Source organism: Joostella sp. CR20, from assembly GCF_038433465.1.
Lineage (GTDB): Bacteria > Bacteroidota > Bacteroidia > Flavobacteriales > Flavobacteriaceae > Galbibacter.
On sequence record NZ_JAESVF010000003.1, the window covers coordinates 63419 to 89128 of the forward strand.

20 protein-coding genes are annotated in these 25710 nt (G+C 36.2%); 9 read left to right on the forward strand and 11 right to left on the reverse strand.

The annotated features are described in order from the left end of the window. Positions 1–263: 263 nt before the first annotated feature. The 8 genes from JMA43_RS06120 to JMA43_RS06155 all read left to right on the forward strand — a co-directional run bounded on the left by JMA43_RS06120 (position 264) and on the right by JMA43_RS06155 (position 9427). Positions 264–2039 (forward strand): AMP-dependent synthetase/ligase, encoded by a 1776-nt coding sequence (locus tag JMA43_RS06120; protein WP_342155555.1) that lies wholly within the window; start codon positions 264–266, stop codon positions 2037–2039. Positions 2040–2201: 162 nt separating this feature from the next. Next, positions 2202–2639 (forward strand): MarR family winged helix-turn-helix transcriptional regulator, encoded by a 438-nt coding sequence (locus JMA43_RS06125; RefSeq protein WP_342155556.1) that lies wholly within the window; start codon positions 2202–2204, stop codon positions 2637–2639. Positions 2640–2668: 29 nt separating this feature from the next. After that, entirely contained in the window at positions 2669–5074 is a 2406-nt protein-coding gene (locus JMA43_RS06130; protein WP_342155558.1) for a 3-hydroxyacyl-CoA dehydrogenase/enoyl-CoA hydratase family protein, read from the forward strand. Positions 5075–5115: 41 nt separating this feature from the next. Further along, entirely contained in the window at positions 5116–5463 is a 348-nt protein-coding gene (locus JMA43_RS06135) for a four helix bundle protein (protein WP_342155559.1), read from the forward strand. A 46-nt stretch (positions 5464–5509) separates the two neighbouring features. Further along, entirely contained in the window at positions 5510–6694 is a 1185-nt protein-coding gene (locus tag JMA43_RS06140) for an acetyl-CoA C-acyltransferase (RefSeq protein WP_342155561.1), read from the forward strand. Between the two features lie 115 nt (positions 6695–6809). After that, positions 6810–8609, forward strand: a complete 1800-nt coding sequence (locus JMA43_RS06145; protein ID WP_342155563.1) for an acyl-CoA dehydrogenase family protein — start codon at positions 6810–6812, stop codon at positions 8607–8609. 111 nt (positions 8610–8720) lie between these two features. Next, positions 8721–9152: a GNAT family N-acetyltransferase gene (locus JMA43_RS06150; protein ID WP_342155564.1), complete on the forward strand. Its 432-nt coding sequence runs from the start codon at positions 8721–8723 to the stop codon at positions 9150–9152. 20 nt (positions 9153–9172) lie between these two features. Then, positions 9173–9427 (forward strand): DUF1456 family protein, encoded by a 255-nt coding sequence (locus JMA43_RS06155; protein ID WP_342155565.1) that lies wholly within the window; start codon positions 9173–9175, stop codon positions 9425–9427. A gap of 6 nt (positions 9428–9433) precedes the next feature. On the opposite strand, the gene JMA43_RS06160 is transcribed toward JMA43_RS06155, so the two are convergent. Both JMA43_RS06160 and mnmA read right to left on the reverse strand, forming a co-directional pair. Beyond that, positions 9434–10375 carry an NAD(P)H-dependent flavin oxidoreductase gene (locus JMA43_RS06160; RefSeq protein ID WP_342155566.1) on the reverse strand — a complete coding sequence of 314 codons (942 nt, stop codon included), beginning with the start codon at positions 10373–10375 and terminating at the stop codon, positions 9434–9436. Between the two features lie 114 nt (positions 10376–10489). Beyond that, positions 10490–11677 carry a tRNA 2-thiouridine(34) synthase MnmA gene (mnmA, locus tag JMA43_RS06165; protein ID WP_342155567.1) on the reverse strand — a complete coding sequence of 396 codons (1188 nt, stop codon included), beginning with the start codon at positions 11675–11677 and terminating at the stop codon, positions 10490–10492. Between the two features lie 341 nt (positions 11678–12018). Between mnmA and JMA43_RS06170 the strand changes: the two genes are divergently transcribed. Then, the gene (locus tag JMA43_RS06170; RefSeq protein WP_342155569.1) at positions 12019–13842 is read left to right on the forward strand and encodes a fasciclin domain-containing protein; all 1824 of its coding nucleotides are present in this window, start codon (positions 12019–12021) and stop codon (positions 13840–13842) included. 158 nt (positions 13843–14000) lie between these two features. On the opposite strand, the gene yidC is transcribed toward JMA43_RS06170, so the two are convergent. The 9 genes from yidC to JMA43_RS06215 form a co-directional block, all read right to left on the reverse strand. Continuing rightward, positions 14001–15881: a membrane protein insertase YidC gene (yidC, locus tag JMA43_RS06175; protein WP_342155571.1), complete on the reverse strand. Its 1881-nt coding sequence runs from the start codon at positions 15879–15881 to the stop codon at positions 14001–14003. A 103-nt stretch (positions 15882–15984) separates the two neighbouring features. Then, positions 15985–17601, reverse strand: a complete 1617-nt coding sequence (locus JMA43_RS06180; RefSeq protein ID WP_342155572.1) for a CTP synthase — start codon at positions 17599–17601, stop codon at positions 15985–15987. Positions 17602–17736: 135 nt separating this feature from the next. Then, positions 17737–17964, reverse strand: coding sequence for a DUF3820 family protein (locus JMA43_RS06185; protein WP_342155574.1), 228 nt, complete (start codon positions 17962–17964; stop codon positions 17737–17739). A gap of 560 nt (positions 17965–18524) precedes the next feature. After that, positions 18525–18929, reverse strand: a complete 405-nt coding sequence (locus JMA43_RS06190) for an OsmC family protein (RefSeq protein WP_342155575.1) — start codon at positions 18927–18929, stop codon at positions 18525–18527. After that, the gene (locus JMA43_RS06195; protein WP_342155576.1) at positions 18886–20862 is read right to left on the reverse strand and encodes a PBP1 and LysM peptidoglycan-binding domain-containing protein; all 1977 of its coding nucleotides are present in this window, start codon (positions 20860–20862) and stop codon (positions 18886–18888) included. Before JMA43_RS06195 ends, JMA43_RS06190 begins: the two co-directional genes overlap by 44 nt. An 83-nt stretch (positions 20863–20945) precedes the next feature. After that, entirely contained in the window at positions 20946–22475 is a 1530-nt protein-coding gene (guaA, locus tag JMA43_RS06200; protein WP_342155578.1) for a glutamine-hydrolyzing GMP synthase, read from the reverse strand. Between the two features lie 79 nt (positions 22476–22554). Beyond that, a complete protein-coding gene (locus tag JMA43_RS06205; RefSeq protein ID WP_342155579.1) occupies positions 22555–23925 on the reverse strand; it encodes a glycosyltransferase family 39 protein in 1371 nt (456 codons plus the stop codon). Position 23926: 1 nt separating this feature from the next. After that, entirely contained in the window at positions 23927–24292 is a 366-nt protein-coding gene (locus tag JMA43_RS06210; RefSeq protein ID WP_342155581.1) for a DUF1801 domain-containing protein, read from the reverse strand. An 18-nt stretch (positions 24293–24310) separates the two neighbouring features. Further along, the gene (locus JMA43_RS06215; RefSeq protein ID WP_342155583.1) at positions 24311–25708 is read right to left on the reverse strand and encodes a M20/M25/M40 family metallo-hydrolase; all 1398 of its coding nucleotides are present in this window, start codon (positions 25706–25708) and stop codon (positions 24311–24313) included. Positions 25709–25710 lie beyond the last annotated feature (2 nt).

A 25710-nucleotide genomic window follows, 5' to 3' on the forward strand; every position in this document is an offset into this window, starting at 1 on the left:
GCCATAAATCAACTCCTTTTTTTATGAGTTCTTTTGAAAATACTCGGCAAATTTCCTAATTTGCAATTCTGTTAACCTCCCCTAAACAATTTTGGAGGCACAAGCGAAACATTTACTTTTATTTTAAAATTTGCGTCCAAAAACATCGGACAAATATTGCAACCAAAAGGAAGCAATCGCAACAAATTATGAAAGTTTTATGAAGAATTACGTACTAAATAAGGTAATTTCACTTCGCTAACTGAACTATAATATACAACAATATGAATAAAGTTACCCGTTTGTTCGATTTTCCATACCATCAGTTGGAAAAATATAATTTAGATATTGCCTTTTCAACCAAATATGGAGACGAATGGGTACATACATCTTCGCAAGAATACGTTGATAAAGCCAATCAATTCAGTAGAGGATTACTTCGACTTGGCATCCAACCAAACGATAAAATTGCGGTGATTACGCACACCAATAGAACCGAATGGCACATTGCCGATATTGGTATTTTACAAGTAGGAGCGCAAAATGTACCTATTTATCCTACTATTTCTGAAGAAGATTACGAGTATATTTTAAATCATTCCGAAGCAACTTATGTAATTGTTTCAGATAATGAAATTCTTGAAAAGCTAAATGCCATCAAGCAAAATGTGCCACTTTTAAAAGAAGTGTATGCTTTTACTGATTTGCCAACAGCCAAAAATTGGAATGAAATTTTAACGCTCGGAGAAGATACTTCTAACCAAGATGAAGTTGAGCAACGCAAAAATGCAGTTTCCGAAGACGATTTGGCAACCATTATTTATACATCTGGAACTACAGGACGCCCTAAAGGTGTAATGTTATCGCATAAAAATATTGTTTCTGATGTATTATCTAGTGAAGAGCGTGTACCGTTAGATCCAAAAGATGTTGCGCTTAGCTTCCTTCCTATTTGCCATATTTTTGAACGTATGGTTGTTTATCTGTATCAAAACTGCGGAATAAAAATTTATTTTGCTGAATCAATTGATAAGATGAGTGACAACTTAAAAGAAGTTAAACCGCACGTAATGACTGTGGTGCCAAGACTTCTTGAAAAAGTGTACGATAAAATTTATGCCAAAGGAACAGAACTTACAGGAATTAAAAAGAAACTTTTCTTTTGGGCAATCGAACTTGGGCATCAATTTGAGCCTTACGGAGCTAACGGAGGTTGGTATGAATTCCAATTAGGTATTGCCAGAAAATTAATTTTTAGCAAATGGCAAGAAGGACTTGGCGGAAATCTTAAAGTAATGGTTTCTGGAAGTGCAGCCTTACAACCACGTTTATCTAGAGTTTTTGGTGCTGCAGGAATTCCGGTAATGGAAGGTTACGGACTTACTGAAACATCGCCTGTAATCTCTGTAAACGACCAAAACAACAAAGGATGGAAGATTGGTACTGTTGGTAAAATGCTTCCTGGTGTAGAAGTTAAAATTGCTGAAGATGGCGAAATTCTTTGTAAAGGTCCAAATGTAATGATGGGTTATTACAAAGACGAAGAAAAAACAAAAGAAGCGCTTGAAGGCGGATATTTTCACACAGGAGATATTGGAGAAATCGACGCAGATGGCTTCTTAAAAATCACCGATCGTAAAAAAGAAATCTTTAAAACTTCGGGTGGTAAATATGTTGCTCCACAATTAATCGAGAACTTAATGAAACAATCGCGTTTTATCGAGCAGATTATGGTAATTGGTGAAGGCGAAAAAATGCCAGCTGCCTTTATTCAACCAAATTTTGATTTTGTTGAAGAGTGGGCAAAAAGACATCAAATAGAAGTTAAAGGCGGACATAAAGAGCTTATTTCAAATCCAAAAGTAATTGAGCGTATTCAAGAAGAAGTTGACCATTACAACGAAAAGTTCGGTCGATGGGAACGTATTAAAATGTTTGAACTCACACCAGATGAGTGGAGCGTTGAAGCAGGACACCTCACTCCTACTTTGAAATTAAAAAGAAGAATTATAAAAGAAAAGTACATTGAATTGTACAATAAAATTTACGATCACAAGTAAAAAGCTTAACATAAATTTTTATTAAACTCCTCAATTTTGGGGAGTTTTTTTATTACCTTAATAGTTTTAGAGCCATTATGTTGAGATTTAACAAATTTTGACTAAATTTATTATGCGTGCATAATAAATATTTGTATATTTGAGCTTACCACTACAATAAAAATGAAGGACAAAACTATTGATTACGCATTGAGAGCAACCTGGCAGGCTGTTGCTAAAATGTATAATGAAGAAGCTGGGAAGCAAGATAGCACTATGGCTACAGGGTTTACTTTGCTTAGTATCGACCCAGAAAAGGGATCTCCCTCAACTGCATTAGGCCCAAAAATGGGTATGGAAGGCACAAGCCTTTCAAGAACTTTAAAGAGTATGGAAGAAAAAGGGCTTATTACCAGAAAGCCAAACCCGAATGACGGAAGAGGTGTTTTAATTTGCCTAACCGAATTCGGAAAAGAAAAAAGAGAATACTCTAAAGAAGTAGTACTTAAATTCAATGAAACCATCGTAAAACATGTAAGCGATTCGGATTTATACGGATTCTTCAAAGTTATAGATGCGATCAACGAATGTATTTCAGAAAAAAAAATATACACAGAATAACGTTTCAAAAAACTAAACTCAAAGCAAAAATGAACAGACGAATTAAAAAAGTCGCAGTCATTGGTTCGGGAATTATGGGAAGCGGCATTGCATGTCACTTTGCTAATATCGGAGCCGAAGTGTTACTGCTCGATATTGCACCAAGAGAATTAAACGATAAAGAAAAGGCAAAAGGACTTAGTTTAGACAACAAAGCGGTTAGAAACCGTATCGTTAACGACAACTTAACAGCGGCGCTAAAATCAAAGCCTTCGCCAATATACAATCAAAAATTTGCTAGTAGAATTGCTACAGGAAATCTAGACGACGATATTGCTAAAATCAAAGATGTTGATTGGATTATTGAAGTTGTAGTTGAAAGACTAGATATCAAGAAAAGTGTTTTCGAAAAAATTGAAGCACACCGTACACCTGGAACGCTTATCACTTCAAATACTTCTGGTATTCCAATCCATTTTATGAATGAAGGAAGAAGTAAAGATTTCCAAGAGCATTTTGCGGTTACGCACTTTTTTAACCCGCCTCGTTACTTAAAACTTTTTGAAGTAGTTCCAGGACCAGCATGTAAAAAAGAAGTTGTAGATTTCTTGATGAAGTACGGAGAGAAATTCCTCGGAAAAACATCTGTACTTGCAAAAGACACTCCTGCTTTTATTGGAAATAGAATTGGAATTTTCGGAATTCAAAGTTTATTCCATCAAGTAAAAGAACTTGGAATGACGGTTGAAGAAGTAGATAAACTTACTGGACCTGTGATTGGTCGTCAAAAATCGGCTACCTTCAGAACTGTCGATGTTGTTGGGTTAGATACGTTGGTACACGTTGCTAACGGAATTTTTGAGAACTGTCCTGAAGATGAGGCACACGACCTTTTTAAACTTCCAGAATTTATTCAAACCATGATGGATAACAAATGGTTGGGAAGTAAAACTGGACAAGGATTTTATAAAAAAGTAAAAGGAGAAAATGGTAAAAGTGAAATCCTTTCATTGGACTTAGACTCCATGGAATACACTGCTAGTAAAAAAGCAAACTTTGCCACTTTAGAACTTACAAAAACGGTAGAAAATGTAGCCGATAGATTTCCGATTCTTGTAAACGGAAAAGATAAGGCTGGCGAATTTTATCGTAAAAACTTCGCTTCTTTGTTTGCGTATGTTCAGCATAGAATTCCTGAAATTTCAGATGAATTATACCGCATCGACGATGCTATGAAAGCTGGTTTTGGATGGCAACATGGTCCGTTTGAAATTTGGGATGCTATTGGAGTTGAAAAGGGAATCGAATTAATGAAGGCTGAAGGCAAGGAACCTGCAAAATGGGTAACTGAAATGTTAGAAAACGGCAGCACTTCTTTCTACACTGTTAAAGATGGTGCTACCTATTATTACGACATTCTTGCTAAAAAGCAAACTAAAAAACCTGGACAAGATGCGTTTATTATTTTAGATAATATCCGTTCCTCTAAAGAGGTTTGGAAAAACAGCGGTGTTGTTGTTGAAGATTTAGGAGATGGAATTTTAAATCTAGAATTCCGTTCTAAAATGAACACCATTGGTGGTGATGTACTTGCGGGAATTAATAAAGCAATTGATTTAGCTGAAAAGGATTTCCAAGGATTGGTAGTAGGAAACCAAGCTGCAAACTTCTCGGTTGGAGCAAACATCGGAATGATTTTTATGATGGCTGTCGAACAAGAGTATGACGAATTAAACTTCGCTATTAAATCTTTTCAAGACACCATGATGCGTATGCGTTATTCTGCAATTCCAACAATTTCTGCCCCGCACGGAATGACACTTGGTGGTGGTTGCGAACTATCGCTTCACGCCGATAAAGTTGTTGCCGCTGCAGAAACTTATATGGGACTGGTTGAATTTGGAGTTGGAGTAATTCCTGGTGGTGGAGGTTCAAAAGAAATGACACTTCGCGCAGCAGATTTATTCAGAAAAGATGATGTAGAAACCAATGTACTCCGCGAACATTTCTTAACTATCGGAACAGCAAAAGTATCAACTTCTGCACATGAAGCTTTCGATTTAAATTTACTTCAGAAAGGAAAAGATATTGTTGTGGTAAACAAAGACCGCCAAATTGCTGAAGCTAAGAAACACGCCTTATTAATGGCAGAAGCAGGTTATACACAACCTCCAAAACGCAACGATATTAAAGTGTTAGGGAAACAAGCTCTCGGAATGTTTTTAGTTGGAACCGATGCGATGAACGCTGGTCATTATATTTCTGAACACGATAAGAAAATTGCAAACAAATTGGCTTACGTAATGGCTGGAGGTGATTTATCTGAGGCTACAATGGTTACAGAACAATATTTATTAGATCTTGAACGCGAAGCATTTTTATCGCTTTGTACGGAACGCAAAACATTAGAGCGTATTCAACACATGTTAAAAGCAGGGAAACCGCTTAGAAATTAAAAAAGAATTGAGAAGTGAGTATTGAGTAATTAGATGTAAACATGCATAAAATTGAAGATTTACAGATTTGGAGAAAATCAATAGAACTATCCAAACAGGTTTATAAAGTGATTAAAATACTTCCTTCTGATGAAAAATATGGTCTAACTTCTCAAATAAAAAGAAGTGTAATTTCAATTCCTTCAAATATTGCGGAAGGAGCTGGAAGAAATTCAAATAAAGAATTTAAACATTTTTTGAGTATTGCAAATGGATCGTCTTATGAGTTACATACACAGTTAATATTAAGTACAAAGCTTGATTTAATAAATGAAGATAAGCTTACTGATATTTTAAATCTAATAGTTGAAATTCAGAAAATGAACTATTCATTACAGAAAAAATTATAAATCTCAATACTAACATCTTAATACTCAATACTAAAATTTCAAAAAAATGAAAACAGCATATATCGTAAAAGCATATCGAACAGCCGTAGGAAAAGCTCCTCGTGGTGTGTTTCGTTTTAAAAGACCAGATGAATTGGCTGCTGAAACTATTCAGCATATGTTAAATGAAATTCCAGAACTCGATAAAACTCGTATCGACGATGTTATTGTAGGAAACGCAATGCCTGAAGCAGAACAAGGGTTGAATGTAGGTCGACTTATCTCGCTAATGGGACTTAAAATTGACGATGTTCCTGGAGTAACCGTAAACCGTTACTGCGCTTCCGGATTGGAAACTATCGGAATGGCTACTGCAAAAATTCAAGCCGGAATGGCCGATTGTATCATCGCTGGAGGTGCCGAAAGTATGAGTTACATTCCAATGGGAGGTTACAAACCTGTACCCGATTATCAAGTTGCCAAAAACGGAAACGAAGATTATTATTGGGGAATGGGACTTACCGCAGAGGCTGTCGCGAATGAATATAAAATTTCAAGACAAGATCAAGATGAGTTTGCATACAATTCGCATCAAAAAGCATTAAAAGCTTTAGAAGAAGGCAAATTTAAAGATCAAATTGTTCCTATCAATATCGAGCAAACGTATGTTGATGCTAACGGTAAAAAAGCAACAAAGTCATACACAGTTGATACCGACGAAGGTCCTCGTGCCGACACTTCTATTGAAGTGCTTAACAAATTACGTCCTGTATTTGCGCAAGACGGAAGTGTAACAGCTGGAAACTCATCTCAAATGAGTGATGGTGCTGCGTTTACTTTGGTAATGAGCGAAGCTATGGTGAAAGAGCTTAATCTGCAACCTATTGCTAGATTAGTTTCATACGCTGCTGCTGGTGTTCCGCCACGTATTATGGGAATCGGACCTATCAAAGCAATTCCAAAAGCCCTAGACCAAGCAGGATTATCACTTGATAAAATCGATTTAGTTGAATTAAACGAAGCTTTTGCTTCGCAGTCGCTAGCGGTCATTCGTAAGCTAGGTTTAAATCCAGATATCGTAAACGTAAACGGAGGTGCTATTGCACTTGGACACCCACTTGGATGTACTGGAGCAAAACTTTCAGTTCAATTATTTGACGAAATGCGAAGAAGAAAAAATAAATACGGAATTGTTACCATGTGTGTTGGTACAGGTCAAGGTGCTGCTGGTGTTTATGAGTTTTTAAACTAAACGCCCCTCTATCTCCCCAAAAGGGAGATGATATTTATTGAATTAAAAATGAATTACTAATTATAAAATTAACCGTAAAGATTCTCTTTTTTTGAGAGGATTGGGGAGAGGAAATATGGAAACAAAGAATAACATAACCAGAGGTGGTCAGTTTTTAGTAAAAGAAACGAAAGCTGAAGATATATTTACACCTGAAGATTTTTCAGAAGAACAAAAAATGATGCGCGAATCTGTAATCGAATTTGTAGATCGCGAAATTTGGCCAAATAAAGAACGTTTCGAGAAGAAAGATTACGCGCTCACGGAAGAAGTAATGCGTAAAGCTGGAGAGCTTGGATTATTAGGAATTGCTGTTCCTGAAGAGTACGACGGACTCGGAATGGGCTTTGTAACCACCATGCTTGTGTGTGATTATATTTCGGGAGCTACTGGATCGGTTGCTACAGCTTTCGGCGCACATACAGGAATCGGTACCATGCCTATTACACTTTATGGAACCGAAGAACAAAAGAAAAAATACGTACCAAAATTGGCTACAGGAGAATGGTTTGGAGCTTACTGTTTAACCGAACCAGGAGCAGGATCGGATGCAAATAGCGGGAAAACCAAAGCGGTACTTTCTGAAGATGGTAAACACTATTTGATAAGCGGACAAAAAATGTGGATTTCGAATGCAGGTTTTGCTAGTGTTTTCATTGTTTTTGCTCGTATTGAAGATGATAAAAATATTACAGGATTTATTGTTGAAAACGATCCTTCTAACGGAATTTCTTTAGGAGAAGAAGAACACAAACTCGGTATCCACTCCTCTTCTACCCGTCAAGTTTTCTTTAACGAAACTAAAGTTCCTGTTGAAAATATGCTTTCAGAGCGAGGAAACGGATTTAAAATTGCAATGAATGCTCTAAATGTTGGTCGTATTAAACTTTCAGCGGCGTGTTTAGATGCTCAAAGACGTATCATCACCGAAGCTACAAAATATGCAAACGAGCGTATTCAGTTTAAAACACCTATCGCAAAATTTGGTGCAATTAAAGCTAAAATTGCCGAAATGGCAACTGCTTGTTACGTAGACGAGTCGGCTGCATACCGTGCTGCAAAAGATATTGAAAACCGAATTGCTATTCGTCAAGAAGAAGGAAACTCGCACCAAGAAGCAGAGTTAAAAGGAGTTGAAGAATTTGCAATAGAATGTTCTATTTTAAAAGTTGCAGTATCTGAACATTGCCAAAATACTACCGACGAAGGAATTCAAATTTTTGGAGGAATGGGCTTCTCTGCCGATACTCCAATGGAATCTGCTTGGCGTGATGCTCGTATCTCAAGAATTTACGAAGGTACCAACGAAATTAACCGTATGCTTTCTGTAGGAATGCTTATCAAAAAAGCGATGAAAGGACATGTTGATTTATTAGGTCCTGCAACGGCTGTAAAAGATGAATTAATGGGAATTCCTTCTTTTGATACTCCAGATTATTCAGCACTTTTTACAGAGGAAAAAGAAATGATTGCCAAATTGAAAAAAGCATTTTTAATGGTTGCTGGTGCTGGAGTTCAAAAATACGGACCAGCGTTGGAAGAACACCAACAATTATTAATGGCTGCTTCAGATATTTTAATTCAAATATACATGGCAGAATCGGCTATTTTAAGAACCGAAAAGAATGCAAAACGTTTTGGAGAAGACAGCCAGAAAGAACAAATTGCCATGGCGCAATTAAACCTTTTCAATGCTGTTGAAAAAATTCAAACAAAAGGAAAAGAAGCTATTTCTTCTTTCGCTGAAGGAGACGAGCAACGCATGATGCTTATGGGACTAAAGCGTTTTACAAAATATGTAAACCTTCCAAATATCGTTGCATTGCGTAACACAATTGCCGATAAAGTAACTGCTGAAAACAAATATTGTTTTTAAGCATAAGCTATAGGTTTTAGGATTTAGTTGTTTTCTAAAAACGCCCCAAGTTTTGGGGCGTTTTTTATTATATTTATCTGTCGTTAATCTTTACTTTTGCAAAAAAAATCAATGTCGCAATTGTACACAATTAAACTCCTTTCCGCTGAAAATATAGATGAAATTGCAACGCTAACCCTGCAATTAAATCCTACTAAAACAAAAGTATCGCTTACTGAAATGTTGCAAAAAATGTTTGATTTTAATGGGTATCAATGCTTTGGGTTTTATTATAACAATGAACTGGTTGGTGTTTGCAGTGGTTGGACGACCATTAAACTATATTCTGGTAAACAGTTGGAACTCGACAATGTAATTATCGACAGTACATATCAATCTAAAGGTTTTGGAAAATTATTTATTGAGGAGATTGAAAAATGGGCAAAAACCAATCAGTTTGAAACCATAGAGCTCAACACCTACGTTGCCAACAGCAGGTCGCATAAATTTTATTTTAACCAAGGGTTTCAAATTATTGGTTATCACTTTCAGAAAAAAATATAAACTATCGTTACCTTTGCAGCATGGCATTATCAAACAACGACATTTTTAAAAAGCTTCGTGTAGCTCACAAATTAAAAGACGAGGATATTGTAAACATCCTAGCATTGGTAGATTTTAGAATCAGTAAAAGTGAATTAGGTGCTTTTTTCAGAAATGAAAATCATCCAAAATACATGGAGTGTGGCGACCAAATTTTGCGTAATTTTTTAAACGGACTTATTATCCACCTGCGTGGTCCTATGCCAGAAAAAAAGAAGCCAACTCAGCAGAAGTAAATAAGCTTATAGCAGACTTACAGCTTTTTTAGCTGCTTCAAATTCAGCAATCATATTCTCAACAATTTTTTGTGCAGGAAGGATGTCATTTATCAATCCGCTAATTTGCCCTATTTCAAGTTCTCCTTCTTCTAAATCGCCCTCAAACATTCCGCGTTTTGCTCTCGCCCTACCTAACAATTTCACCAATTCTTCTTTGGTAGTTCCTTTTGCATACAAGGCTTGTACATCGTTATAAAATTTATTTTTGAGTAGTCGAACTGGTGCTAATTCTTTCAAAGTTAAGTGTGTATCTCCTTCTTGTGCATTTACCACCAATTCTTTAAAATTGATATGAGAAGATGCCTCTACACTAGCCACAAAACGACTCCCCACCTGCACTGCATCGGCTCCTAAAACCATTGCTGCAAGCATCCCTTGTCCGGTTGCAATTCCGCCAGCAGCAATAATCGGTATCGTAATTTTTTCCTTCACCATTGGGATTAATGTAAAAGTAGTTGTCTCATCTCGTCCGTTATGTCCGCCTGCCTCAAAACCTTCAGCAACAATAGCATCTACACCAGCTTCTTGAGCTTTCAAGGCAAATTTCACACTGCTAACCACATGCACAACAGTTATTCCATGTTCCTTTAAATAAGAAGTCCACGTTTTAGGGTTTCCTGCGGAAGTAAAAACAATTTTCACCCCTTCTTCAATAATGATATCCATAAGCTTATCGAGGTCAGGATACAGCATTGGGATATTCACTCCAAACGGATTTTTAGTCGCTTTTTTACATTTCTGAATATGTTCTCTTAGAATTTCTGGATACATCGAACCAGCACCTAAAGCGCCTAAAGCACCAGCATTTGAAGCTGCAGAAGCCAATTCCCATCCACTTGCCCAAATCATTCCTGCTTGAATAATTGGATATTTTATTCCGAAAAGTTGAGTGATTTTGTTTTCCATACTCAAATATAAGGAGAATGTGGGAGTATGAAAACAGAGATAACTTGGAAAAAACAAGGCTATTTAAAAAGTAAACTTTCAAATAGCCTTCTATATTTTTTGAGATATATAAAATTAACTTATCACACCAGAACCTATAAGCTCATCCTCCTGATAAAAGGCAACAAATTGCCCTTCAGTGATGGCACTTTGAGGTTCGTCGAAATCTACATACAAGCCCCCATCCACTTGATATAAAGTGGCTTTTTGCAATGGCTGTCTGTAACGAATACGAGCCATTACTTCCATAATTTCGTCGGGGTTTAGCGCTAAATCTTCTCGAACCCAATGCAATTCGTCGTTGGTAACAAAAAGTGCTTTTCTAAACAATCCAGGATGATTTTTACCTTGCCCAGTATAAATTATATTGTCGTTTACATCGGTCTCGATAATAAACAAAGGTTCTGGAGTACCACCAACATTAAGTCCTTTTCGTTGCCCTTTGGTGAAATAATGTGCTCCTTGATGCTTCCCAACAACTTTTCCGTCATGAGGATTGTAAACAACTTTTTGAGCGTTGTAAGCCAACTCTTCCGCTTTGGTTTTAAACGATGGCGTTTCCTTTTTTTGAAGAACACTTTCAGCTGCAACCTCAATAATTTGCCCTTCTTTTGGTTTTAATTTTTGCTGAAGAAACTCTGGAAGTCTTACTTTTCCGATGAAGCAAAGTCCTTGAGAGTCTTTCTTTTCCGCAGTAATTAAATTATTTTCCGCAGCAATTTTACGAACCTCTGGTTTTGTAAGTTCTCCTATCGGAAATAAAGTTCGACTTAATTGCTCTTGTGATAATTGACATAAAAAATACGACTGATCTTTATTTCCATCAACCCCAGCCAACAAACGATGAATTGGTTTTCCGTTTATCTCAACAGTTTCTTTACGGCAATAATGTCCCGTTGCAACATAATCGGCACCTAAGTCTAATGCGATTTTCATAAACACATCAAACTTAATTTCTCGATTACAAAGCACATCTGGGTTTGGTGTACGTCCACGCTCGTATTCGTTAAACATATAGTCAACAATGCGCTCCTTGTATTGCTCACTTAAATCGACAGTTTGGAAAGGAATTCCAAGTTTATCAGCAACAATCATCGCGTCGTTACTATCTTCTAACCACGGACATTCATTTGAAATTGTTACAGAATCGTCATGCCAATTTTTCATAAACAACCCAATAACATCGTAGCCTTGCTCTTTCAAAAGGTAGGCCGTTACGCTCGAATCAACACCTCCAGATAAACCAACTATAACTCTTTTCATGCGTATATTTTTATTCTTTTTCAATTCTGAAATCAATAGTACACTAAAGTATTCTTCTTAGCGTACCATCATCTCATTTGCAAATTTCAAATACTTTGCAAAATTACAAAATTAGTAGGAAGGATTAGTCGTGTATTACAAGTCTAACTTTCAATTAAAATAAATAAATTTTATGTTCATCAAAAAAACATTAATCATTAAACAACATAAAACACATTGACATTTACAATCAATCAATTAGTGATGTTAAAAATAGTTAATGTTTTATTTTTGTTTAACTTTTATATTAAATTCGTTAAACAATATTAAACCTAATAAATCAAACTCAAAAGAAAATCAACATGAAAACACTACTCAACATTACGAAGTACGTTGTTGCCCTGGTTATGATTACAGCACCCATAGCTTGTTCGGATGACGACGACAACCAAAACCTTCCTGAAACAGAATTAACTATTACACAAACTGCTAGCGCCGATGCTGAATTAAGTATTTTAACAGCTGCTCTCGTAAAAACAGGACTGAGCACAACGCTTGATGAGGCTGGTACATACACCGTGCTTGCACCAACCAACGCCGCTTTTGAAGCTGCTGGAATTACAGATCTAAACGCAGTTTCCGAAGAAACACTAACCAACATTCTTTTAAACCATGTGTTTAATGAAACTTTAATGGCTTCTGATTTAAGTACGATGTACAAGAACACTTTAGCTAGCGGTCCTAATGACACCATGCTAAGCATGTACATTAATACCGAAAACACAGTAACATTTAACAACATCGCCTCCCCTACAATGGTTGATATTACGGCTTCAAATGGTGTAATTCATAAAGTCGATGGCGTACTTACACTACCTACTATTGTTGATCATGCTGCTGCAAACAGTAACTTTTCAATTTTAGTTGAGGCACTTGAAAGATTCGGAACTACTTACACCGACTTACTTTCTGGTACCGATGGTTCTCCTTTTACAGTTTTTGCTCCAACCAACGAAGCTTTTGAAGAACTCTTGGCCACACTTGGAGTTTCTTCTTTAGATGAAGTTGATGACGCCACGCTTGAAGCCGTACTAACCTATCATGTTGTTGTTGGGGCAAATGCCACTTCAGAAACATTGAGCAACGAACAAATGATTACCACAGCACAAGGAGAAGATATTACAATCATGACTACTGAAGGTGTGCAAGTAATGGACGCAACAGATATGCCTGCAAATGTAATTGCTGCTGATGTACAAGCGATAAATGGTGTTGTTCATGCAATTGATAAGGTATTATTACCACAAGCAATTATTGATACAATGAATCCTACTATTGCAGGATTTGTTTCCATGAATGAAGACTATTCATCTTTATTAACAGCAGTACAAAAAGCAGAATTAGTAGACGTTTTAAATGCTGAAGATGCAGGACTAACAGTTTTTGCTCCAAACAATGAAGCATTCGCCACTTTTCTATCAGAAAATAGTTTTAATTCTCTAGATGATGTGCCTACTGAAGTTCTAAAACAAGTCCTTTTAAATCATGTTATTCAAGGAGAAGTAATGTCAACTGATTTGTCAACAATGTATGCAAATACGTTGGCTACAAATACAGACGGAGACAACCTCAGTATTTATGTAAACACTGCTTCAGGTGTTACGCTGAACGGCATTTCTAGTGTAACAACCGCAGATGTTGAAGTAAGTAACGGTGTAATACACGCTGTAGATGCTGTTATTGGCTTACCTACCATTGTAACTTTTGCTACCGCAGATGCCAACTTTAGCTCATTAGTTGGTGCACTTACTGCTGATGATCAGCCAGACTTTGTTAGTATCCTTTCTGGTAAAACTGATAGTCCGTTTACAGTATTTGCTCCCGTAAATTCAGCTTTTGAAGCTTTAGAATCTGTGCCGAGCGGCGCAACATTAACAGCAGTTTTACAACATCATGTAGTTGCTGGAGCAAACGCTAGATCTGAAGATTTATCTAACGGAATGATGGTAACATCACTTGAAGGCGACGATATTACAATTACACTTCCAGGCACTGGTGCTAATATAGCAAACTTAACAGACGGTGCTGGAAATTCTGATATCGGAGTAATTGCAGTAGATGTTCAAGCTACAAATGGTGTAATTCATGCCACAAACAAAGTTTTAATCCCAGATACTACCAATTAAAACAATCATTGCTTTTTGAAGAGGAGTCACTTTAGGGTGGCTCTTTTTTATTGTCTTCATTCGTGCAATTTGATAAAGTTTTAATACGTATTTATAAAACCAAAAATCCCCGATTTAAAATTTTAAATCGGGGATTTTATTATTTTATGGAGTGCTCATTATTTTTTCTGAGCTTCTGCCTGTTCCATCATTTCGCGCATTTTCTTTTGAAAACGGCTTTCTTTTTTAGGCTTCTTTTTATTCTCCTGAATTTTAGCGTGAATTTTATCCTCGTCAACAATATAATTCTTGATTACTAACATAATCACGATTGTAATTAAGTTTGAAATAAAATAGTACAAACTCAAACCACTTGCATAATTGTTGAAGAAAAACAACATCATTATTGGTGAAATATAAATCATCACTTTCATGATACTTCCCATATCTGGCATTCCTTCTTGCGCAGGTTGTTGCATTGCTTGTTGCTGTCCTGTTGTCATTTTCATATAGAAGAAAATAGCGACAGATGCTAAAATTGGAAACAAACTTACGTGGTCTCCATAGAATGGAATTTTAAATCCTTCTGGGAACTTGTAAATAATATCATACGATGATAAATCGTCTGCCCATAAAAATGATTTTTGACGTAACATGATAGCCGTCGGGAAGAACATAAATAGCGCGTAGAATACAGGAATTTGTAACAATCCTGGCACACAACCACTCATTGGACTCACTCCTGCCTTACTATAAAGCTTCATGGTTTCTTGCTGACGCTTCATTGGGTTGTCTTTATACTTCTCGGCAATCTCTGTAACTTCTGGTTTGATTACCTTCATTTTCGCCTGAGAAACATACGATTTGTAAGTTACTGGCGACAATGCCAATCGTACAATAATAGTCATCACGATAATTGCAATTCCGTAAGGAAAAACAGAACTCAAAAAGTCGTATAAAGGTGTAAATACGTGTTTGTTGATGAATCCGAAAATTCCCCATCCAAAAGGAATCGATTCAGCTAAATCTAAATCTTTGTATTTTTTAAACTGACGAGCATCTGTTGGTCCATAATACCAATGTAAGTTATAATTTAACTCTCCACCTTGAATTTCTAAAGGTGTTGATGCAGTGTACAATTTAACGTGTTGTTCTGATGGATTTTCATCTTCAAACATTTGCTTTGACGTTAAAGAAACATTTGAAAAAGAATTTGGATTGATTAAAATAGAACTAAAGAAATGTTGTCTGTAAGAAATCCAACTTACATCTGTATCTGCTTCATCGTCTTCTCCTCCTTGCGCAAGTTTACTTACATCGCCATCGTGCATGTATGTTAAACGCGTATATCTGTTTTCGTAAGCAATACTTCTACTGTGGCGAATTCCGTTCAACTTCCAATCTAGTTGCGCTGGTTGCGAACTGTTAAGCACACCGTTTAAACCTTGTGAACGAATGGTAAAATCTACCATATACTCACTTGGTTTCAACTCGTATCTATATTCTAAAAATGTATTGTTTGAAGTTTTTAATTTCATTGACAACACTTGGTTTTCTCCACTTTTTGTCAACGTAGGTTCAAAGAAAAGGTCTTTGGTGTTTAGCGTACGGTTGTCTGTAGTTCCGAATGATAAATTAAAAGATGCGTTTCCATCTTTAATTAAATAAACAGGAATAGAATCGAACGTTTTAAACTTTTTCAATTCGGCTTCTACAATTTGCCCTCCTTTGTTGCTTATTTTAAAACGAACCAAATCGTTTTCGAAAGTTGTTGTAGCATTTTCATTTGCTGAAGCCAACGATGCTGAATATGCAAATGCTCCCAACGAACCTTTGTATTGTGCCAAGGCTGTAGAATCGGCCATATCGATAGCAGGAACGCTCTCTACAACAGCTGCATTTTTTTCTACTTCTTTAGCTTTTTCAACTTGCTCTTGCTTAGCTTTTTCTGCTTGAATTTCTTCATCGGTAGGTTGGTTATTGTACAAAAACCACATTAAGATTATCCCAACTAGTATAAAACCAATAATTGAGTTTAAATCAAATTTCTTTTCTTCCATTTAATTCTATTTAAAAAATTCCTTTTCATCAAAAAGGGCATTCACGTTGCAAAATATAGTTTGCAAAGATATGCCCAAATTGTATTTATATGTCAAACTGACACTATTTTTGTTGCTTGTGTTGTAAGGCTGATTTTACAAACCCTACAAATAATGGATGCGGATTTGCTACCGTACTTTTATATTCTGGATGGTATTGAACTCCTACAAACCAAGGATGCGAAGGCAATTCTACAACTTCTACCAAACCTGTTTCTGGGTTAAGACCTGTTGCTTTTAATCCAGCTGCTTCAATTTGTTGTTTATATGAATCGTTAAACTCGTAACGGTGTCTGTGACGCTCAGAAATGGCGTTACTATCGTACACTTTACTTACCAAACTCCCTTCAGCTAAATTACAATCCCACGCTCCTAAACGCATAGTTCCACCCATATGTGTAATGTCTTTTTGCTCTTCCATTAAATCGATAACAGGGTTGGTTGTATCAGGATTCATTTCAGTAGAATTGGCATCTTTTAAATTGAGAACATTACGTGCAAATTCGATAACTGCCATTTGCATTCCTAAACAAATCCCTAAAAACGGAATATTATTTTCACGGATGTACTTAATAGTTTCGATTTTTCCTTCAATACCACGCTCTCCAAAACCTGGAGCCACTAAAACTCCATCTAATTTTGCTATTTTATTCTGAAGAATATCTGCATCGATATATTCAGAATGAATATACTCTACTTTTACTTTCACTTCATTTTCTGCACCTGCGTGAATGAAGGCTTCTAAAATTGATTTATAACTATCTTGAAGCTCTACATATTTCCCTACCAATCCAATATGCACTTCGTCTTTCGGATTTTTATGACGTTGTAAAAACTGATTCCAACGTGTTAAATCGGGTTGCGAATTATCTTGTAAAGCAAGTTTTTTCAATACAACTGCATCCAAACCTTCTTTCAACATCATGTTTGGCACATCGTAAATTGTTGAAGCATCAATCGACTGAATTACAGCTTCGCGCTTAACATTACAAAACAAGGCTAACTTTTCTCTTAAATCATCCGAAAGTTCGTGCTCTGTTCTACAAACTAAAATATCAGCTTTAATTCCGCTTTCCATTAAAGTTTTTACTGAATGCTGTGTTGGTTTTGTTTTTAACTCCCCAGCTGCAGAAAGATATGGCACAAGTGTAAGGTGAATTACAAGTCCGTTATTATCACCCAATTCCCACATTAATTGTCTAACCGACTCAATGTAAGGAAGCGATTCGATATCTCCAACAGTTCCACCAATTTCAGTAATAACGATATCGTATTCTCCGCTATTTCCTAAAACTTGAATGCGTTCTTTAATTTCGTTGGTGATATGCGGAACAACTTGCACTGTTTTCCCTAAAAATTCACCTTTACGTTCTTTTTCAATAACACTTTGGTAAATTCTTCCAGTAGTAACATTGTTTGCCTGTGAGGTATTTACGTTTAAAAAACGCTCGTAGTGCCCTAAATCTAAATCGGTTTCGGCACCATCATCAGTTACATAACACTCACCGTGTTCGTATGGATTAAGCGTACCAGGATCAACATTAATATACGGATCGAGTTTTTGGATAGTTGTTTTGTAACCTCTTGCTTGTAAAAGTTTCGCTAATGATGCTGCAATAATTCCTTTCCCCAATGAAGAGGTAACACCACCCGTAACAAAAATGTATTTGGTATCTGCCATTGTCTTTACTTAATTGAATTGTCTGCCTAAGCAGTTATTGAAAATATCGCGGCAAAAATACAAATAAGAATTAAAAAACCCTCTTCAAAAGAAAGGGATTTTAAGATTGTTTTTCGTGTAAGATTTAGCAGCGAGTTACTTAAGTTTTTGAATTTTATAGATGAGTTCTTCCAAACCGTTTACCTTGATTTCATACATAGCTTCGAGTTGAGCTCCTAGCTTTCCGGGAGGAAAACCTTGCTTTCGAAACCACACATAGTATGGCTCTGGAATATCAATTAAAAATCGTCCTTTGTATTTCCCAAAAGGCATTTTTGCATGCGCTAATTGAAGAAGAAATTCTTTATTTGAATTGATATTCATTTTTTTATGAGTGTTCTAATTGTTTTAAAGTAACAAAGTTGCAGAGGTTCAAAAGTCATTTATTTACTGCTTTTGTTTATTTACTTTCTATTTTGTACTTCTAGCTTCTTACTTTAATACATCCCCCTAGCCCCTTCAAAGGGGGAATTAATTGTCCCCTTGAGGGGACTTTAGGGGTGTTTTTAAATCTTTATTAAACCTCAACATTCCCTTTATGTGATGAGAAACTGAGTCAAGCTCAGTTTGACGAAAGATTCTTTTTCAGTTAATTTTTGAATACAGCTTCTCTTCAAACTTTTACATCCCCCTAGCCCCCTTCAAAGGGGGAATTAAGCCTCCGAACAGGATGAATTTATTATCCCCTTGAGCCTGCCTGCGGTAGTCAGGGGGACTTTATGGGTGTTTTTGAACTTCACTTTTCCTACTCATTAATAGCAAAACTCTCCGCATTAGCGATTGAGCGGCATGTTTGAGCTCTTCCAACTTTTTTGTTGGAAAGCGAGTAGCGAAAGCGCGACCACACTTTTTTGTGTGGGAATGCCCAAAAAATAATTAGTTAGTTACTTCCAATTAAAAGTAATGTCTTTTTGAATATCTGGATGCAAACTATAGTGCACCGGACAGGTATTTGCAGTTTTTTCGAGGATTTTTTTACTCTTATCGTCTAGATGTACTGGGATATCAAAAACGACTTCGATTTTAGAAATTCTACGCGGGTTGGCTTCCATTGTTTTGGTAACCGTTGCAGTGGTTTCGGTTAAATCGACATCCATATCGCGCGCCTTGATTCCCATTACAGTGAGCATGCAACTTGCCAAAGAAGTCGCAACAGTATCGGTTGGAGAAAAAGCCTCGCCTTTTCCGTTGTTATCGGTTGGGGCGTCGGTAATAAATGAGTTGTTACTTTTTAGGTGCACACATTTAGTTCGAAGTGCTCCCAAGTATGTTACTATTGAGGTTGGCATCGTTTTTTGCTTCTTTAATTTGTAAATTATCGTATTGCACTATGTAAAGCGCCTTGTTGATGTAACCACCAGTGGTTGCTTTTTTATAGTCAAATTTATTCTCTACATATTCGGTTTCGCTCACTTTTGCAGACACATAATCTAAATTTTTATTGTAAGCTAAACGCAAAATAACATCCATGGTTAAATCGAATCCACGTGTTGCATAACGATTTGGTGTTGTACCGTATTTTGCTTCAAATTTTTTACTGAAACTTGTATTTACATCTGCAAGCTTATCGATTGTTGGGAAATGAAAATGCAATTTAGAAAGGTGCATATTCGAAATATTATCGCTATCGTAAGCATCTCCTTTAAGAGTAGTAAGCAGTGTAATTTTATAAGCTTCTGTTTGTGCTGAATTTACCACGCCAGTAATGTTGGTAAGTAGCGGAATGCTATTGGTTTCAACGATTACCCAGTTTTCTTTTTCTGAAGAAAGAAAAGGATTAATTTCGTCCAAACGGATAAATTTATCATTTATAGGAGTAATTGTTTTTGCTCCTGGCACCAATGCTTGCAACTTTGATTTTATCGCTGAATTTTTAGCATCAGCAATAATAATTACATTTTTATTGAAACCGTTCACAGCAATAAAATCTATCATTTTCTGACGCAACAAATCGTCTGGTGGTAGCGTTTGATAGACATTGCTATACATATCTAAACCTTTGTTTGAAAAAGGTGCGAAAATTGGAGTATTTTGCGAACGCACTGCACTTGAAACTCGGTTAAAAGTAGATGGCAAAATTGGCCCCACAATTGCGTCTGCATTGGCTAACTTTCCGCTAGAAGCAAGCTGACTTACCTTAGTTTCATTCGCTCCACTATCAAAAACATTTACGTCTAGTGAAAGTCCTAGTTTCTTAACAGAATCTATCGCCATAAGTGCTCCTGTATAAAAATCTAAAGACACACTTAACAACCTATCTTTTTTGAGTTTTTCTTTATTACTCTCAATATCTTCAAAGTTTAACTCATCTAATTTAAAAGGAAGTATAATTGCTAACGTAGATTTTTCAGCATAATTAATACTATCTAGCAAAGAGAACTTTTCGATAAGTTGACCGTTGTTTACTGTAAGCGCTCCTGTTTTATTTTTAGGTAATTTTAAAACCATTCCAGCTTTTAAACCATCGGTTTTTACTTTTGGATTAAGCGCTTCGATTTCTTCTTGAGTTACACCCAATTTTACTTTTAGTCTATAAAATCCTTCTTTTGGAAGTACCGTATAGTAATTGTAAGCATCTACCTCAACAGGTTTTTTCTCATTTCCTGCAACAAAAGGCACCCACAAGGTATCTCCTTCTTTTAAAACCTCTTGCATCGTTGGGTTGATAGCTTTTAAAGAATCAACAGTAATTCCATGTTCGTAAGCTACTCTCCAAGGTCCTTCTTTTGGTGCTACAATGTGTGGCACCAAACCTTCTTTTACTGACGGAATTGTATTTCCGGTAGCAGAAGTAGCATACACAGGAATTTTTATAATCTCATTCTTTTTAAGCTGACGACTGTACAACTCTTTGTTATAGCGTTTTATATCATCAACAGAAACATTGTACTCTTTTGAAATACTGTACAATGTTTCTTTTCTTTTTGCTTTGTGCTCAATAAAATTTGTTGTTTCCGTAGTAGTGTACTCGATATTTTGATTTACTCCAGGTTGTGTAGGAGTTTGTTTATCGGACACAGGAATAACAACAATTGTATGTGCCTTAACACCATTTTTAACTTCGGGGTTTAACTTTAGAATTGCATACGGTGTAACCTGATATTTTTTTGCAATACTCTCTAAGGTTTCTCCTTCTTTTACAGCATGTGTTTCAAACTTTTGCGCTTGCATACTTACACAAAAGAAAACTGCCAGTATAAAAATAACTCTGTTAAGGTTCATAAAAATATATTAAGTTTTTTGCTTTAGAATGAAGTTAAAAATTACAACTTCTTCTATAAAACGTGACTAACAAAAGTGCTTTTTTATTCCCACTCAATAGTTGCTGGTGGCTTAGAACTAATGTCGTACACTACTCTATTAACGCCTTTTACTTTGTTTATTATATCGTTAGACGTTTTTTGTAGAAATTCGTATGGTAAATTTACCCAATCGGCAGTCATCCCATCGGTACTTTCTACAGCACGTAAAGCTACACATTTTTCGTAAGTACGCTCATCCCCCATTACTCCTACCGAGTTTACTGGCAACAGCATAGCTCCCGCTTGCCAAACTTTATCATACAGACCCCATTCTTTGAGTCCGTTAATAAAAATAGCATCTACCTCTTGTAAGATACGAACTTTTTCTGCAGTAATATCTCCAAGAATACGAATTGCAAGTCCTGGCCCTGGGAAAGGATGACGCCCTAATAATTCAGGATCAATTCCCATAGAAGCACCTACACGACGTACTTCATCTTTAAATAACATTTTTAAAGGCTCCACAATTTTTAATTTCATAAAATCTGGAAGTCCTCCTACGTTATGGTGACTTTTAATTGTTGCTGAAGGTCCATTTACCGAAATCGACTCAATAACATCTGGGTAAATAGTTCCTTGTCCTAGCCATTTTACATCTTTAATTTCGTGTGCTTCATCATCAAAAACTTCAATAAACACACGCCCAATAGCTTTACGCTTCAACTCTGGGTCTTCAACACCTGCAAGCGCATCTAAAAAACGCTCAGAAGCATCTACTCCTTTTACGTTAAGTCCCATTCCTTCGTATTGGTCTAATACACTTTGGAACTCATTTTTACGAAGTAAACCATTGTTTACAAAAATACAGTACAGATTATCTCCAATTGCTTTGTTAAGCAATACGGCCGCCACGGTCGAATCAACTCCTCCAGAAAGTCCAAGCACTACACGCTCGTTTCCTAGTTGTTGTTTCAATTCGGCAACGGTCATATCAACAAAATTATCTGGTGTCCAACTTTGCTCAACACCAGCAATTTTCACTAAAAAGTTTTCCAATAATTGTTTCCCATCTGTAGAGTGGTAAACCTCTGGGTGAAACTGAATAGCATAGGTTGTTTCTCCTTCAATTTTATAAGATGCGTTTTGCACGTCGTTTGTGCTCGCCAAAATAACTCCGTTTTCTGGAAGTTGTTTTATGGTGTCACTATGACTCATCCAAACCTGACTTCCTACAGAAATATCTTCAAAGAAAAGTTCGTTTTCAGCAATAAAAGAAAGATTAGCTCTTCCGTATTCTCTCGTATTCGAAGGCGCTACTTCTCCTCCTCCAAAATGTGCTAAATACTGCGCTCCGTAGCAAACTGCCAACATCGGAACTTTTCCGCGTATTTGCGACAAGTCTGGGTGCGGAGCATCTTCTGCTCTTACTGAAAATGGACTTCCAGACAAAATAACTGCCTTGTATGAAGAAAGGTCGTCTGGTAAATTGTTGTATGGGTAAATTTCGCAGAAAATATTTAACTCTCTTACGCGTCTTGCGATTAATTGAGTGTACTGCGAACCGAAATCTAAAATGAGTACGTTGTTTTGCATGCGCAAAAATACTATTTATAAAGAAAATGAAAAGGGTTGAACAAAGTATTTTTTTACACAAAGCTTCAACTTGAAATTATCATTTTTTCTTCACTCCAAAATATAGCGCTTCTTTAGCTTCCCCGAAACCTATCAAGCTATCGATAATTTCTAAATTCGCATCTTTTTCTTTCTGAACAAAAATTGCGTTACTACTATCAATTACAGTTTTAGGCAACGTAAAATCATCCGAAGAAAAAACCATTTTTTTAGTGCGTTCAAATTTCACACTTCCCGCATAAGTTACATCTGGCAATACCCATTGTTTTTTACTGAAAGCGTCAAGTTTTAAAGCGATGGGTTCAAAAGAATGATGTACAGACGAATCGATTTTCAACATTTTTTCAACGGGAGTTCGCACAAGTTGAACAATCAACACAACTACAAAAAGTCGAAAGCTCCATTTTATCCAAACAGTTATTTTTTTAAACTGAAAAAAACTAAACAATAACACTAAAAAAGGCAGAAAAATTGGGAGCAACCAACGTTCTGAAACTTTTGACGAACCGATACTTACAAATACTACTGAAGCAATAACAAACTGAATTATGAAGAGTTTTGACAAACTATTCCATTTTTGTTGTTTTAGCTGAATTCCTCGTCTAAAAAAAGCAACAGCAAATACAAGAAACAATAAAATACTTAGTTGAATAAAACTTTTTAAATACGCCCACAAAGAAGAAAAAACAGTATGATTTGCAACCGATTTTGTTTTATGAGCCATACTCATTTTTAGTTCAGAAACATATTGAGTATTATCAAAAAGCCAATACAAATGCGGACTTACAAGTAAGCCTGCAACTCCAATACTGATAAAAAAGTAACGATTCCAAACAATCTGTTTTGCTTCTGCATCAAAAAATGGAATTATTAAAAATGTAGGGATTATTAATGCAAAATTATATTTGGTAAGCAGTCCACCACCTATAATCAAACCCAACAAAATGTAGTTTCTCAAACTTTTGTTCTCCATCAGCAGAAAAAACACATAATATAAACTCAGCGAAAACAAACACATTAACGAAGTATGAGTAAGTCTTCTAAAGTTAAAATCGATAAAAACAGGAATTAAAAAAAGTAATAAAACCGAGAGAACCGCTAAGTTTTCATTTTTATGAACTTTATACGCAAACTTATACATTATGAAAAGTGTAGCAGAAAAAATAAAAGCTCTAAAACCTACTAGCGAAAACCGATTGAGTCCAAGTATTTTATTAATACAAATTTGCAACCAAGTGTATAGCGGTGGTTGGTCGTCGTATCCCAAACGAAACCACTGCGAATAAAATGCTTGTTCGGCATCTTCCCACTCTAAAGCAACTTTAAAAAAAGATATTAAAATGATTGCTAAAAAACTAAAAAGAGCTACTACGAGTACTCTTACAGAAGCCGACACACCTATTTTATTCAAACTATTTTATTTTTATAACACCATTTCTATACAAATCCAATGCTTTATTAAGCAATATTTCAATACTATCGATAGGAATATCTATACTCGGATTTACTCTAAAAATTTTCATGCGCGATCGGTTTCCTGCTTCTAATTCTGGAGTCTCTAAATATTTTCCTTCAACAAAAAGAATATATGGTTCATCTGTTTTTTTATCAGTCCATAAATAACAAAATACCTTATTTTTAAAACAAAAGCACGGCATACCATACTTACGAGTTTCAGTTATATTTTCGTCCTGCTTTAAAATAAAATTCCGCAAGGACAACAAACAACTTTTTACAGGCTCTAATTTGTTTAAATAATAGGCATTTTGTTCGTTCATAAAATCTGCACTGATTTTCTATCCCTTTATTTTTGAAGTTTGCACGGTTCCATATTTATCAATTAAATAAATTAAGGATGTCATGGTTGCAGCGCCAAGCTCCAACTCTCTTTTGTTTACATGCTCAAAAGTATCGTTTGCTGCATGATGATGGTCAAAATAACGTTGTGAATCGGGTCTTAACCCTGCCAATACAGTTCCTTCGCCTTTAAGTGGACCAATATCCGCACCGCTTCCACCTTGCTTGAAATAATGAATTAAATAAGGCTTAAAGAGTTTTTGCCATGAAAGTATTTGGTTAAAATTAGCATCATCGGCGTCAAAAGAAAAACCGCGTGGTGTAAATCCGCCTGCATCACTTTCTAAAGCAAATACATGATTTTCGCCTTTTTGCTTTGCAACTTCAGCATATTTTTTTCCGCCTCGTAAACCATTTTCTTCATTCATAAACAAAACCACACGAATAGTACGTTTCGGCTTATAACCTGTTTGCTTTATAAGTCTTAAAACTTCCATGCTCTGCACACAGCCTGCACCATCGTCGTGAGAGCCATCGCCTAAATCCCAAGAATCTAAATGCCCACCAACTGTAATGATTTCATTTGGAAACTCGCTTCCTGTAATTTCTCCAATAACGTTATACGATTGTGCGTCTGGGAAAACCTTACAAGTTTGACGGAAATACAATTTCGTGTCTTTATTCAAGTTTAACATTGTACTCAATAATTCAGCTCCGTTTGTACTTACGGCTGCCGCAGGAATTCTCTGCGAAGCTGGAAGGTCTCCATAACTCATACTTCCTGTGTGCGGGTAATCGTCGAGACGTAAATTCATCGAGCGAACAATAACACCTACGGCACCATACTTTGCAGCTTCGGCAGCGCCAGAATATCGCTGATCAACACATCCGCCGTAAGCTTCAAAAGTTTGAATTAAATCGGGTTGCATCGGGCGATTAAAAAAAACTATTTTTCCTTTTATTTTTTCTTCGCCTAAACTCGCCAAATCTTCAATACCTTTCACCTCAACAACAGCTGCTTTTAGTCCGCCCTCTGGAGTTGCAACCGAACCGCCCAACGCACAAATATCTAAATTAGTGGTTTCTCCGGGCGAAGTTTCGAAATACGCAAATTCTTTAATTCCACGTGTCCATTTTGGAACCATTACAGATTGTAACCAAACTTTATCGAGTCCTAAAGAATCGAGTTGTCCTTTGGTGTACGCAACAGCCCTCTCGGCATTATACGAACCCGACAAACGTCCGCCAATTTGGTTTGACAAATAATCGAGCCACGAATAACTCTTACCATTGGTTAATGAAGTTGTGTAAATTTCTCTTAATTGTTTTTCGTCTTCAGTTTGCGATTGCACCAAAAACGGCAGTAGCATAAGGAGGATTCCTATTTTTTTTAACATGT